This window comes from Limnohabitans sp. T6-5 (assembly GCF_003063315.1).
Lineage (GTDB): Bacteria > Pseudomonadota > Gammaproteobacteria > Burkholderiales > Burkholderiaceae_C > Limnohabitans_A.
The window spans coordinates 967,221-981,872 of the sequence record NZ_NERV01000001.1; the positions used below are offsets into that span (position 1 = coordinate 967,221).

At 60.7% G+C, this 14,652-nt stretch carries 8 protein-coding genes and 1 pseudogene; 5 read left to right on the forward strand and 4 right to left on the reverse strand.

Annotated features, from left to right (window positions below; all coding sequences use genetic code 11):
* Positions 1–133 precede the first annotated feature (133 nt).
* Complete coding sequence (locus B9Z51_RS04190) at positions 134–1,048, reverse strand: helix-turn-helix transcriptional regulator (protein ID WP_108372023.1); 915 nt, start codon at positions 1,046–1,048, stop codon at positions 134–136.
* 191 nt (positions 1,049–1,239) lie between these two features.
* Here B9Z51_RS04190 and B9Z51_RS04195 point away from each other — a divergent pair, with 191 nt between their 5' ends.
* A complete protein-coding gene (locus B9Z51_RS04195) occupies positions 1,240–2,811 on the forward strand; it encodes a 3,4-dehydroadipyl-CoA semialdehyde dehydrogenase (RefSeq protein WP_108372025.1) in 1,572 nt (523 codons plus the stop codon).
* A 130-nt stretch (positions 2,812–2,941) separates the two neighbouring features.
* A complete protein-coding gene (locus B9Z51_RS04200) occupies positions 2,942–4,507 on the forward strand; it encodes a benzoate-CoA ligase family protein (RefSeq protein WP_108372027.1) in 1,566 nt (521 codons plus the stop codon).
* Between the two features lie 259 nt (positions 4,508–4,766).
* Here the strand turns inward: B9Z51_RS04200 and B9Z51_RS04205 are convergent, their stop codons facing one another.
* Together B9Z51_RS04205 and B9Z51_RS04210 are read right to left on the reverse strand one after the other, a co-directional pair.
* Positions 4,767–7,136, reverse strand: a complete 2,370-nt coding sequence (locus B9Z51_RS04205) for a response regulator (protein WP_108372029.1) — start codon at positions 7,134–7,136, stop codon at positions 4,767–4,769.
* 142 nt (positions 7,137–7,278) lie between these two features.
* Positions 7,279–8,238 (reverse strand): LysR family transcriptional regulator, encoded by a 960-nt coding sequence (locus B9Z51_RS04210; RefSeq protein ID WP_108372032.1) that lies wholly within the window; start codon positions 8,236–8,238, stop codon positions 7,279–7,281.
* A 123-nt stretch (positions 8,239–8,361) separates the two neighbouring features.
* Between B9Z51_RS04210 and B9Z51_RS04215 the strand changes: the two genes are divergently transcribed.
* Entirely contained in the window at positions 8,362–9,378 is a 1,017-nt protein-coding gene (locus B9Z51_RS04215) for a tripartite tricarboxylate transporter substrate binding protein (protein WP_108372034.1), read from the forward strand.
* A gap of 33 nt (positions 9,379–9,411) precedes the next feature.
* Positions 9,412–11,121, forward strand: a complete 1,710-nt coding sequence (locus B9Z51_RS04220) for an amidohydrolase family protein (RefSeq protein WP_108372036.1) — start codon at positions 9,412–9,414, stop codon at positions 11,119–11,121.
* Positions 11,122–11,373: 252 nt separating this feature from the next.
* On the opposite strand, the pseudogene apbC reads toward B9Z51_RS04220, so the two are convergent.
* Positions 11,374–12,465: pseudogene (apbC, locus tag B9Z51_RS04225) on the reverse strand (iron-sulfur cluster carrier protein ApbC); the annotation flags it as partial.
* A gap of 100 nt (positions 12,466–12,565) precedes the next feature.
* Here apbC and metG point away from each other — a divergent pair.
* The gene (gene metG / locus B9Z51_RS04230; RefSeq protein ID WP_108372040.1) at positions 12,566–14,650 is read left to right on the forward strand and encodes a methionine--tRNA ligase; all 2,085 of its coding nucleotides are present in this window, start codon (positions 12,566–12,568) and stop codon (positions 14,648–14,650) included.
* Positions 14,651–14,652 lie beyond the last annotated feature (2 nt).

Sequence of the window (14,652 nt, forward strand, 5' to 3'; positions counted from 1 at the left end):
GTTGATTTCGGTCAGAAAATGCATTTCAGTGCATGTTGGACGGAATTTTAGTGCAGGTCATCACCCCGCACAACATGCACTTTATTGCATTTACTAAGTATTTACCCTAGGAAATGTATTTTCCTTCCACCCTTCAAACCGGCAGCGTCAAATGCTGGCGCACCGAAGTACGCAAGGCGTCAAAGGCCTGGTCTTCGCTGCGGCCACTGGTGTTGATGGCCAAGTCGGCTTTGGAATAAAAAGCCGAGCGCCCTTCCAGGATGCGCTTGAGGTCTTCCATCGCCTCGCGGCTGGCGGCCATGGGGCGCATGTCGCCCTGCGCGGCCACACGGCCCATGTGGTCTGCGGCGTCGGCCTGCAGCCACACGGTGGTGCAGTGCGAGAGCAGCAAATTGAAGTTGGCCGAATCCGACACCAGCCCGCCGGGCGTGGCGATCACCACTTCGGGGTAAATCTGGATCGCCTCTTCGAGTGCCCGCCGCTCGTAGCGGCGGTACGCGTTGGCGCCATACAGGTTGTGGATCTCGCTGATCTGGCAACCGGCAAACTGCTCGATCTCGCGGCTGAGCTCAATGAACGGAAAGCCCATGTCATCGGCCAAGCGTTGTCCCAGTGAAGTTTTGCCTGCACCGCGCAATCCGATCAGGGCGATGCGGTTCTTGCGCTCCTGGGCGTTGCCACCTTCGCCAAACATTTCGCTCAGCTGCACTCGGGCGCGGCGCAAATCGGCCTCACTGCGCTTTCCCAGCAACTCACGGATCAACAACCACTCAGGCGATGTGGTCGTCACATCGCCCAACAACTCGGCCAAAGAACATTGCAGCGCTTGCGCCACCTGCAGCAGCACCAAAACCGAGACGTTGCCCGTGCCATATTCGAGGTTGGCCAAATGGCGTTCGGACACGTCGGCAGACAGGGCCACAGCGCGGCGCGTCATGCCTTGGCGTGAACGCAAAGTGCGCACGCGCTCGCCCAACGCCTCCAAAAATGGGCTGCGCTTGGTCTCCGGCTCGCTGGGTTCCATCACTGTGGAATCTTGACTGCTCATGTTCAACTTTTGATCAAAGACAAGGGAAAACCCTTAATTTTCAACAAGCCCAAAACATGCACTTTATTGCATACTTGCAGGCACGCACAATAGTGCATCAATCGTTGTTTATACCGCCAACTGGACAGCAAGAACAGTTTTTTGTTGCATGCCACGGCCTGCCCGCCCACACCACTCTTGGAAAGCCCCCCATGACCACCGCATTGCTCCCCAACTTTTTCGCAGGCCGCTGGCAAACCGGCACCGGCGCTGGCACGCCGATGTTTGACCCGGTGCTGGGCACCGAGCTGGCCCGTGTGTCGAGCGCAGGCATCGACTTGGCCGAGGGCTTTGCCTTTGCCCGCGAACAAGGCGGTGCGGCCCTGCGTGCCATGAGTTACGGCCAGCGCGCAACCCTCCTGACGAAAATCACCGAAGTGTTGCAAGCCAACCGAGACGCTTACTACGAGATCGCCACCGCCAACAGCGGCACCGTGGCCAAAGACTCGGGCGTCGACATCGACGGCGCCATATTTACTCTGGGCTACTACGCCAAGCAAGGCGCAGCCTTGGGCGACGCGACGCTGCTGCTCGACGGCGAGCGCATCCGCATGGCCAAGGACCCGGCCTTCCAGACACAACACATCCAGGTGCCCACGCGCGGCGTGGCGCTGTTCATCAACGCTTTTAACTTCCCCAGCTGGGGCTTGTGGGAGAAAGCCGCACCCGCCCTGCTCGCTGGCGTGCCGGTCATCATCAAGCCCGCCACCGCCACCGCTTGGCTCACCCAGCGCATGGTCAAAGACGTGGTCGATGCAGGCGTGCTGCCCGTGGGCGCTTTGTCGGTGATTTGCGGATCGTCCGCAGGCCTGATGGACCAGCTGCAGGCCTTTGACGTGGTCAGCTTCACCGGCTCGGCCGAGACGGGCAAGATCATCCGCAGCCACCGCGCCGTGACCGAGCTGTCGGTGCGCTGCAACATCGAAGCCGACAGCCTCAACAGCGCCCTGCTCTCGCCCGACGCCACGGCCGACAGCGAAGCCTTCAAGCTGCTGGTGGCCGAAGTGGCCCGCGAGATGACGGTCAAATCGGGCCAGAAGTGCACGGCCATTCGCCGCGTTTTTGTGCCCCGCGCTTTGTACCCAGCCACCGCTGAGGCCATTGGCGCGCGCCTGGCCAAAACCACCGTGGGCAACCCGCGCAACGAGACCGTGCGCATGGGCGCACTGGTCAGCCAGGAGCAAAAAGCCAGCGTGCTGGCGGGCTTGGCCCAGCTCAAAACCGAAGCCACCGTGCTGTTTGACGGCAGCGCCGCGGGTCTGGTCGATGCCGACGCCAACAGCGCCTGCGTGGCCCCGGTGCTTCTGGGCACCGAGTCGCCCATGACGGCCCAAGTGCTGCACGCGGTCGAAGTGTTTGGCCCCGTGTCCACCCTGATGCCTTACGACAGCATCGACGAGGCTTACGCCATGATCCGCCGGGGCGAAGGCTCGCTGGTGTGCTCGGTCTACAGCGAAGACCCGGTCTTCACCGCGCAAGCCTCGGTCGAGCTGGCCAGCAGCCACGGCCGGTTGCATGCGATTTCGCCCGATGTGGCCGCCCTGCACAGCGGCCACGGCAACGTGATGCCCATGAGCCTGCACGGCGGCCCTGGCCGCGCCGGTGGCGGCGAAGAGCTGGGGGGCCTCAGGGCGCTCAACTTCTACCACCGCCGCACAGCGGTGCAGGGCAGCTCGCTCGCGCTGGACCAACTCGCGGCCCAAGGCGGCAAGCTGGCCCTCTGACCCCCCTTGTAGGCGCCGCGCCCTCGCGGTCAAAATCCCCAGCAGGCTGATCGCCGCGAGGGCGCGGCTCCTACAAAAGATTGGCCAACACAGGTCATTTCGACAACACAGACACCCCGAGGAGACAAAAATGACATCGCCCGTGAATGCCCCGAGCACCGACTTCAACTTTGCCCAACACCTGATCGCCAGCAACGCTGGCCGCGCTGCCAAAACCGCGCTGATCGACGATGAGGGCGCGCTGACCTATGGCGAGTTGACCGAGCAGATCCGCCGCTTTGCAGGTGGTCTGCAGGCCATGGGCCTCAAGCGCGAAGAACGCGTGCTCTTGCTCATGCAAGACAGCAGCGACTGGGTCGTGGCCTTTTTGGGCACGCTGTATGCGGGCGTGGTGCCGGTGGCGGTCAACACCTTGCTGACGGCCGAAGACTACGCCTTCATGCTGAGCAACAGCCGAGCGCAAGCGGCGCTGGTGTCGGGGGCCTTGCTGCCCACCTTGCAAGCGGCCATGGATTTGGTCAAAACCGAAGTGCGCCATGTGGTCGTTTCGCGCCCAACCACAGCACTGGCACAGGGCCAATTCAACATGGCCGACTTTGTGGCGCAAAACACCCCGGTGTTGCCCGCACAAACACTGGCCGATGAACCAGCGTTCTGGCTTTATTCGTCGGGCTCCACAGGCAAGCCCAAGGGCACGGTGCACAGCCAAGGCAACCTGTATTGGACGGCCGAGCTGTACGGCAAGCGCGTGCTGGAGCTGAAAGAAAGCGACACCGTGTTCTCAGCAGCCAAGCTGTTCTTTGCCTACGGCCTGGGCAATGCCCTGACTTTCCCTTTGAGCGTGGGTGCCACCGTGGTGCTGATGGCCGAGCGCCCCACACCGCAAGCCACCTTCAAACGCATGGTTCAGCATCAACCCACTGTGTTTTATGGCGCGCCCACCGGCTACGGTGGCATGCTGGCCAGCCCCGACCTGCCCGCCAAGAAACAGGTCGCGCTGCGCCTGTGTTCCTCAGCCGGCGAAGCCTTGCCCAGTGACATTGGTGAGCGTTGGTCCAATCACTTTGGCTGCGAAATCATCGACGGCATCGGCTCCACAGAAATGCTGCACGTCTTCCTGTCCAACCGCCCCGGCGACGTGCGCTACGGCACGACCGGCAAGGCCGTGCCCGGCTACGAAGTGCAGCTGCGCAACGAAGACGGCAGCGTGGTCACCGGCCACAACGAGATTGGCGACCTCTACATCCAGGGCCCCAGCAGCGCGCTGATGTACTGGAACAACCGCGAAAAGTCGCGCGACACTTTCCAGGGCGTGTGGACCAAAAGCGGCGACAAGTACACCCGCGACCCCGATGGCTACTACACCTATGCAGGTCGCAACGATGACATGCTCAAGGTCAGCGGCATCTATGTGTCGCCTTTTGAGGTCGAAGCCACCCTGGTGCAGCACCCGGCCATTTTGGAAGCCGCTGTGATCGGCAAGGAAGACACCGACGGCCTGACCAAGACCAAGGCCTTCATCGTGCTCAAAGCCGGTCAAAGTCTGACACAGGAAGAGGTCAAGGCATTCGTGAAAGAGCGCTTGGCCCCCTACAAGTACCCGCGCTTCATCGAGTTTGTGGCCGAGCTGCCCAAGACCGCCACGGGCAAGATCCAGCGCTTTCGTTTGCGCGACCTGGAAAAAGCCAGCGCCTGAACACAGCTGAACGGAACAGGCAAAGGGCTCAGGCAGGCACCCTATTGATCCGGCCCGATGAAGTTTGCATGAGCGCTTTTTTTTAGGAGCGGCGCCCTCGCCGCGATGGAGCCGCGCAGACCACCACCCATCGCCCCGAGGGCGGGGCTCCTACACTGATCGCAAAGCTGATCGCTATGCCAAGAAAAGCCTTTCACTTCAAACTTCACAGGGCCGGATCAATAAGTGCGCCTGAGCACAGCACTTTGCCCTGCGGGGCTCAAGACGCATCCACCTGACGATCTGCCGCCACCCGGTTGATTTCTTTGAGCAAGGCGACCTGAGACATTGGTTTGGACACATACCCGTCCGCACCGGCCGCCAAAAACCGCTCCTTGTCGCCCGTCATCGCGTGGGCGGTCACCATCAAGACGGGTGTTCGGCGCCCTGTCAGGGCTTCTTTTTCACGCAACAGACGCAAAGCCGTCAGACCATCCATCACGGGCATCATCACGTCCATGAGCACCACATCAAAGCGGTGTTCATCCAGCAATTCCAGCGCTTGCTGCCCATCGTTGGCCGTGGCAAAACAAAAGCCCATGCGCTGCAACATGATTTCAGCCAGTTTGCGGTTGATGTCATGGTCTTCCACCAGCAACACGGACAAGGACCGCCCCACCGGCTGGCTGGCTGAAACTTGTTGATTGGCTTGGCTGGCTGCAGCTTCATGTGCCAAATCACGCACCACCAATTTCACAGGCAAAGTGGCCACAAACGTGGCCCCCTGGCCCGGCTGGCTCTGGGCCGTGATGTCTCCGCCCATGAGCTGCAACAGGCTGCGTGTGATTGCCAGACCCAACCCCGTGCCCCCAAACGAGCGGGTCACCGACCCGTCGGCCTGCGTGAACGGACTGAACAAGGCGTCTGTGCGTGCCGGGTCAAAGCCAATGCCTGTGTCGATGATGCGGATGCACAACAGGCGGGTCTGCGCATCAGGCCCTGGCAAGGCCTCGGCTTTAACGGTCACGCTGCCTTGAACGGTGAACTTGATGGCGTTGCCAATCAGGTTGGTGAGCACCTGACGCATGCGCACCGGATCCAGCCACACCAGTTCGGGCAGCGATGACTCGGTCTGTACCTTCAACTCAACGCCTTTGACACGCGCCAGCTGCTCCAGCGAACGCGCTGTGTGCCGGATCAATTGCGCCGGGGCCACCTCCAAAAGCTCCAGCTCCAGGGCTTTGGCCTCAATCTTCGAAAAGTCCAGGATTTCATTGATGATGTGCAGCAGGTGGTGGGCCGAATCACGGGCCAGCGTCAAATACTCCTTTTGCTGCCTGCCGTCTTCTGTGTCCAACGCCAGCTCGGTCATGCCCAAAATGCCATTCATCGGCGTGCGGATTTCATGACTCATGTTGGCGAGGAATTCCCCCCGCAGGCGGTTGGCCTGCTCGGCCTTGTCCTTGGCGTCCACCAGCATGTCCTGCGCATCCTGAATGGCTGTGAAATCCTGCATCACACCGATGAAAAAGTGTGCATTATCGACCCGCATTTCATTGATGGTCAGACGCACCGGGAACGACGTACCGTCGTGACGGCGCCCCAGCAAAACGCGGGGCTGATTCATCAGTTTTTTCTCGCCACTGCTGAGGTAGCTCTGCAGGTAAGCATCGTGTTGCGTGCTCTCGGTGGGGTTCATCAGCAAATTGATGCGTTGCCCCATGAGTTGGTCCATGCTGTAACCAAAAATCGCTGTGGTGGCATCGTTGCACTGAACAATGCGGCCATGGGCATCGGCTACCACAATCGCTTCGGGCACCGACTTGAAGATGCTGTTGAGCTTGCTTTCGCTCAAACGCAGACTGAGCTCCACCGATTTGCGCTCGGTGATTTCATCACTCAATTGACGAATCGCCTGCTTGCGCTCGGCAGACAGATGCCGTGAATCCAGCAAAGCACCGCGCAGGCGCCGCACCGAAAACCAGATCAGCCACAAACCACCAAACAGCAGGGCCAGCAAAATGCCAAAAGTGCGGTTGAGCACCTCGGTGCTGGCCACTTGCCATTGCGACACCGGCAAAATCACTTCGAGTGCCCCGCGCACATCCCCGACTTTCCAATCCGTGCGTGGCGAGCCCGGATAGCTGTTGTGGCAAGCCACACACTTGGGCAACATGCGATCGGCCTGCGCAAAACGCAACACACGGACACCGTTCAAAATTTCTTCGCGCACAAAGGGCTCATCAGGACGCTCTTTGAGGTGCAGCAAAGCCTGTTGCTGAAAGGTGTCCAGCTGCCGCTCCGCCAGGCGCCAGGGAAAGGGCTGATCGCTGTACAGGCGCACTTGGGTGCCCCCATCCACTTTGGACAAATAGTGGCCCAAATCAATTGTCAAGGTGGCAGGCAAAGGCAGGGCGTTGTGACGCAACTTGTAGTCGTGCGTGATCTCCATGCCGCCTTCCACCGCTCTGGGAACCAGCTCCTGGGTATAAAAGTTGCGAAACTGCGTGATCGAAGCCGCATGAGCCGCAGCACTTTCGGTTGCATATTGCTGAACCACACGCTCACTGGACTGGTAGGTATAGACCACCATCCAAACGCCCATGGCGAGCAAAACGACACCCAGCCACTGCATTGGCCAGCGCAACATGAACAGCCCGAAACCTGAAATCCAACGATAAAAAACCTTCACATGTCACTTTCAAATAGCCGCTGGATGATAACAATGAATACTTTGATACCCACATAACATAACACTCTGCTGAATAAGGTCGCACGCCAAAGCAAACCCATCACGGGGTACTGGGCTCGGCCGCCAGCCAACCAGCACGAACACCAGGCCCCACTGAAGCCAGCACTTGCTCGATCTTGCCGATCAACCACAAAGCCGCGGGCGACAGCACCCGGCCCTGGGCATGGATGACCGATGTGGCCAGCGCCTGTGCAGCGGCGTAGTGCACATGCGGCAAGGCAATGCAAGGCGCAGTGGGCAAAGCGGCATCCATCGCTTCGAACGTAGCGAACAAGACACAGTCGCTGGACAGCATCACCGAGCGCAGCACGGCCACACTGTCGCAGCTCAGGCCCATGGGCAATTCTTCGTGGTGCTGCAGTTGATAGATGTCTTGCAAGGCCAGTCTGGCCTGGTGCGGCAAGACCGGACCGATGAGCTTGTACTGGCGCAAAGCTTGGCGCTGCGCCAAGGCATCCATGGCCAGCAAGGGATGCGCCTGCCGCACAAAAAACCCAAAGCGCTGCGGCGGCAAGGGGTGCACGGCAAAGTCGGCAGGCGGGGGCAAGCTGTGGGTCAGGGCCACCACAAAATCAAGCTCGTTGCGTTGCAACTTGCCCCGCAGCCGCTGCCAGTTGCCAATGTCCACATCCACCGTCAGGCCCGGTTTTTCGCGCACCTGCTCGATCAGCAATCGGGTCAAAAACGCTTCTGCCGGGAAAACCCCGACCCCGAAATTCACATGCCCCGACTCCACGCCAACCAGTTGCTGCGCCTCGCGTTTGAGGCTTTCGGCATCGCCCAAAATTTGCAAGGCCCGGGGCAAGATGCGCTGCCCGGCGTCCGTCAGGTTCACCCCTTCATGCGCCCGGTTGAGCAACTGCAAGCCCAAGGACTCTTCCAGCGTCTGGATGCTGCGCGTCAGGGCCGGTTGGGTCAGGTTCAGGCGCAGCGCCGCCTTGAGGAAGGATTTTTCCTCCGCGATGACGGCCAGGTGTTCCAGTCTGCGCAGGTTCAACATATAAAAATATTTTATGAAAATTCAATTTAATTGCAATTGTTTTTTATTTCTTGCAGCCCCTAAGCTGAACAGCGCGCAGCGTCACACGCGCTGCTGCGACCGATAAAACCACAGGAGACAACCATGACATCACCTCACCAGGCGTTTCTGGGACGCCGACGGACCTGGGCCAGCGCCCTGCTTGCCAGCCTTTGCATGGGGCCGCTGAGTGGCCTCGCCTTTGCGCAAGACGCCGCCTGGCCGACGCCCGGCAAACCCGTTCGGATCGTGGTGCCCTTCCCGGCCGGTTCAGGCTCCGACGGACTGGCCCGCACGATCGCGCGCAAGCTCAATGAGGACACCGGTGGCAACTTTGTCGTGGACAACAAACCCGGCGCGGGCACGCTGATCGGCGCCCAGGACGTGGCGCGTGCGGCCAACGATGGCCACACCTTGCTCTACACCATCGTGGTCACGCACACCCAAAACCCGCACCTGTACAGCAAGCTGCCCTACGACCCCTTCAAGGACTTCACGCCCATCACCCAGGTGGCCCGCTCCGCCACAGTGCTGGTGGTCAACAAGGAGTCGCCCTTCAACTCGGTGCGCGACATGGTCAGCTTTGCGCGCAGCAACCCCGGCAAACTCAACTTTGCCTCCTACAGCCAGGGCTCAACCTCGCACCTGAATGCCGAAATGCTGATGTTGCGCAGCAACACACAGATGGTGCATGTGCCCTACAAAGGCACGCCCGACGCCACACGGGCGCTGATGGCAGGCGATGTTCAGTTTTACTTTGACGGCACCGCTACTGCTGTGGAAGGGGCCAAGGCCGGACGCTTCAAGCTGCTGGCCGTTGCCGCCGACAAGCGCCTGTCTGTGCTCCCCGATCTGCCCACCATGACCGAGGCCGGGGTGGAGGGCATCGACATTGTGGGCTGGCAAGGCTTTTTTGCCCCCGGCAACATGTCACCTGCATTGGCCAAAAAGATCTCGGACGCCATGGGCCGCGCTTTGAAATCGCCCGAGGTCAGCCAGCTGATCATCAACCAGGGCAATGAAGTCAGCGGCGCTGGGCCGGAAGAGTTTGCCCGCATCGTCAAACGTGACCACGAACGCTGGGGTGCCGTCATCAAGCGGCTGAACCTCAAACTCGACTGAAACCACCCATTCAATCACCACAGGAATTTCCCCATGCACGATCTCGTGATTCGCGGCGGCAGCCTCATTGACGGCACCGGCGCTCCGGCCCAAGCGGGCGACATCGCCATTGACCAAGGCGTCATCAGCCAGGTGGGTGGCAAAGCAGGCCCGGCCCGACGCACCCTTGACGCCCAGGGCGCCTTGGTGACCCCGGGCTGGATCGACATCCACACCCACTACGACGGCCAGGCCACCTGGGACCCTTACCTCTCGCCCTCCACGGCGCACGGCGTGACCAGCGTCGTCATGGGCAACTGCGGCATGGGCTTTGCCCCGGTCAAGCCCGACAAACGCGACTGGCTGATTTCGGTCATGGAAGGCGTGGAAGACATCCCCGGCGCGGTGCTGTCCGAAGGCATTCAGTGGGATTGGGAGAGTTTTCCCGAATACATGGACGCCCTGGCACGCCGCCCCAAGGCGCTGGACATTGCCACGCAAATCCCCCATTCGGCCGTGCGGGCCTATGTGATGGGCGAGCGCGGCATCCAGCACGACGAAACCACACCGGACGATCTGTTCGAGATGTGCAACATCGTTCGCGAAGCACTCAAAGCCGGGGCTTACGGCTTTTCCACCTCGCGCACCTTCCTGCACAAATACGACCAGCGCAAATACCCACCCGGCACCTTTGCCACCGGAGAAGAAATCTCCACCCTCGGTCAGGTGCTGGGTGAAGTGGGTCACGGCGTCTTCCAGATGACGTCCAACCACATCTCGATGCACCACGAGATCCCGTGGATGCGCAACCTGGCCCTCAAAAACAAGCTGCCCGTGCTGTTCAACCTGCAGCAAACCGACCCGGCCCCGGACCTGTGGAAAGACATTCTGGGCACGCTCAAAGAGGCGCATCAGCAAAACATCCCCCTGTACGGCGGCATTTGCGGACGTCCCGTGGGCCTGCTGTTTTCATGGCACAGCAGCTTGCACCCTTTCATTATCAGCCCGGCCTATTTGGAAATCGCCAAGCTGCCCTGGCCCGAGCGCATCGCACGGCTGCGCCAGCCCGAAGTGCGCCAGGCCATCCTGACCGGCGAACGCCTGCGAACCGATGAGCGCATGCGCACCATGTTTGGCAACTTCCACAAAATCTACCGCCTGGCCGACAACCCGGACTACGAGCCCGAAGCCAGCGAAAGCGTGCAAGCCATGATGCAGGCCCAGGGCCGAAGCGGCCTGGAAGTGGTGTACGACCTGATGATGGAGCGCGAGGGCATGGCCATGCTCTATTACCCCAGCTTCAACTACTCGTATGGCAACCTGGACCACCTGCACGAATGGCTGCAGACCGACGTGACCGTCAACAGCCTGTCGGACGGCGGCGCGCACTGCAACTACATTTGCGATGTCAGCATGCCCACCTTCATGCTCACCCACTGGAGCCGCTCACGCACCCGGGGCGGCACCTTCAGCGTGGAGGCCATGGTCAAACGCCAAACCCAGGACACGGCCCGCATCTACGGCATGCACGACCGGGGCACGCTGCAAGTGGGCAAGAAGGCCGACATCAACATCATCGACTACGACAAACTGCGCCTGTACGCCCCCGAAATGGTCTACGACCTGCCTGCAGGCGGACGGCGCCTGACCCAGCGCTGCGATGGCTACATCGCCACCCTGGTGGCTGGCCAGCCCATCTTTGAAAACCAGCAAGCCACAGGCGCTTTGCCGGGTCAGCTCTTGCGGGCGGGTCAAAAAGATTGATCGCGCCGCACAGGGATTTTGTAGGTCGGTGGCTTCAGCCCCGACATGAAGCCTGCGCCAAAACCACCAACGTCGGAGCTGAAGCTACCGACCTACGAGGAAACGGTCTTTGTAGGTCGGCGGCTTCAGCCCCGACATGGGCCTGCGCCGGAGCAAGAAAACGTCGGACCTGAAGGTGCTGACCTACGGGGAAACGGTCTTTGCAGGTCGGCGGCAACAGCGCCGCCATGGCGCCTGCGCCGAAGCACCCAATCAGGTGTCCTTGCTGACCTTGATGGTGGGGAACTTGCTAGAAAAATCCTTGGCCTTGGCCGCGATCTTGACCGCCACCTGGCGGGCCACGGCTTTGTAAATCTGGGCCACTTCGCCGTCGGGGTCGGACACCACCGTGGGCTTGCCTTGGTCGGCTTGCAGGCGAATCTGCATGTTCAGCGGCAAGGCGCCCAGGTAGTCGATGCCTTTGTCTGACGCGTAGCGCTTGCCACCGTCTTCGCCAAAGATGTGCTCCACATGGCCGCAGTTCGTGCACACATGCACCGCCATGTTTTCCACGATGCCCAGAATCGGCACGCCCACTTTCTCGAACATCTTGATGCCTTTTTTGGCGTCCAGCAGGGCGATGTCTTGCGGCGTGGTCACGATCACGGCGCCGGTCATGGGCACCCGCTGACTCAGTGTGAGTTGGATGTCGCCCGTGCCGGGTGGCATGTCGACGATCAAATAATCGAGTTCTTTCCAGTTGGTCTGGCGCAGCAACTGCTCCAGCGCCTGCGTGGCCATGGGGCCGCGCCAAATCATGGCTTCGTCCTGGTCGACCAAAAAGCCGATCGACATGACCTGCACGCCGTAGTTTTCCATGGGCTCCATGTTCTGGCCATCCAGGCTTTCGGGGCGGCCTTCGATGCCCATCATCATGGGCTGGCTGGGGCCGTAGATGTCAGCGTCCAGCAGGCCCACCTTGGCACCTTCGGCGGCCAACGCCAGCGCCAGGTTCACGGCGGTGGTGCTCTTGCCCACGCCGCCCTTGCCCGAGGCCACGGCCACGATGTTTTTCACCTGCGGCAGCAACGCCACGCCGCGCTGGGCAGCGTGAGCCGTGATTTTGCTGGTCACATTGGCCGACACATTGGCCACACCCGCCACGCCTTTGGCAGCCGCAATCAGGGCCTGACGCAAAGCCGGGATCTGGCTCTTGGCGGGGTAACCCAGCTCCACGTCGAACGACACATCACCGCCTTCCAGCTGAAGGTTCTTGAGGGTTTTGGTGGAAACGAAATCTTTGCCCGTGTTCGGGTCGATGACGGTTTGCAAAGCTTGCAGGAGTTGTTCGGTGGTCGCCATGGGGGTCTGATGCTTTCTGAGCTATCCAAGAATGGGGGGCAGTTTAACGATATGCAGCCCGGTACACCCTAAAATCACCGATTCCCCTACAAGTTGCCCCACCATGTCTGCCCCCAACGCGCCCCGCCAGCTTTTCGTCACCACCGCCTTGCCGTATGCCAACGGCAATTTCCACATCGGCCACATCATGGAATACATCCAGGCCGACATCTGGGTGCGGTACCAGCGCATGCAGGGCAGCCAGGTCAACTTTGTGGGTGCCGACGACACGCACGGCGCGCCGATCATGATCGCCGCCGAAAAGGCGGGCAAGACGCCCCAGCAGTTCGTGGCCGACATCGCAGCCGGCCGCAAGCCGTATCTGGACGGTTTTCACATCGCTTTTGACAACTGGCACAGCACCGATGGCCCCGAAAACCACGAGCTGGCCCGCCAGATTTACCGTGACCTGCGCGACATCCCCTTGGACAAAGGCGGCTCGCTGATCGAAGTGCGCGCCGTAGAACAGTTCTTTGACCCCGAAAAGAACATGTTCCTGCCCGACCGCTTCATCAAGGGCGAGTGCCCCAAGTGCCACGCCAAGGACCAGTACGGCGACAACTGCGAAGTCTGCGGCGCGGTGTACGCCCCCACCGACCTGATCAACCCGTTCTCGGCCCTGTCGGGTGCCAAACCTGAGCTGAAAACCTCAGAGCATTTTTTCTTCAAGCTGTCCGACCCACGTTGCGTGGAGTTTTTGACCCATTGGACGCAAGACGGCAAGCTGCAACCCGAAGTGGCCAACAAGGTCAAAGAGTGGTTCAGCGTGCGCACCAACCCCGACGGCTCGACCAGTGAGGGCCTGGGTGATTGGGACATTTCGCGCGACGCACCTTACTTCGGCATCGAAATTCCTGACGCGCCGGGCAAGTACTTTTATGTCTGGCTGGACGCGCCTGTGGGCTACCTGGCGTCGCTCAAAAACCTGCTGGACAAGCGTGGCGAAGACTACAACGCCTACATGGCCAACCCGAATCTGGAGCAGATCCACTTCATCGGCAAGGACATCGTGACCTTTCACACGCTGTTTTGGCCCGCCATGCTGCACTTTTCCGGCCGCAAGACGCCCAACAAGGTGAACGTGCACGGCTTCCTGACGGTGAACAACGGCGAAAAAATGAGCAAGAGCCGGGGCACGGGCCTGGACCCGCTCAAGTACCTGAGCTTGGGCATGAACCCCGAGTGGCTGCGTTACTACCTGGCCACGAAGCTCAACAACCGCAACGAAGACGTGGACTTCAACGCGGAAGACTTCATGCTGCGCGTGAACAGCGATTTGATTGGCAAATTCGTCAACATCGCCAGCCGTGCAGCGGGCTTTTTGACCAAGCGGTTTGAGGGCCAGCTGACCGCCTCGTTTGGCGAGCAAGGCAGCGTGCTGCTGTATGACATCCACACAGCGAAAGACAGCATCGCCCAGGCCTATGACGCACGCGAGTTCGGCAAAGCCACCCGTGAAATCATGCTGCTGGCCGACAAAGTCAACGCCTATGTCGACCAACACAAGCCCTGGGACTTGGCCAAAGACGCCGCCAACAACGAAGCCCTGCACCAAGTGTGTTCGCTGCTCATCAACGCCTTTGCCGAGCTGAGCCGCTACTTGGCGCCGGTGCTGCCATCGCTTGCGCAAGCTGTTGAAGCCTTCACAGGCACCCCCATGCAAAACTGGGACACCACCGGGTATGTGACCCGCATTCAGCCTTACCAGCACCTGATGCAACGCGTCACGCCCGAGCAACTCGAAGCCCTGTTCGAGCCGCCTGCCGTGGTGGAAGAAAAGACCATCCCCGGCGGTGAAGAGATCGCCCCCACCATCAGCATCGATGACTTCGCCAAGGTCGATTTGCGCATCGCCGAGATCGTCAACTGCGAACCGGTGGAAGGCTCGGTCAAGCTCTTGCGCCTGACCCTTAACGTGGGTGAGGGCAAGACCCGCAATGTGTTCAGTGGCATCGCCAGCATGTACAAGCCCGAAGACCTGATCGGCAAACTCACGGTGATGGTGGCGAATCTGGCCCCGCGCAAGATGAAGTTCGGTATCAGCGAAGGCATGGTGCTGGCCGCCAGCCATGCCGACGAAAAAGCCGAACCCGGCATTCATGTACTGCACCCCTGGCCCGGCGCCAAGCCCGGCATGCGGATTCACTGATC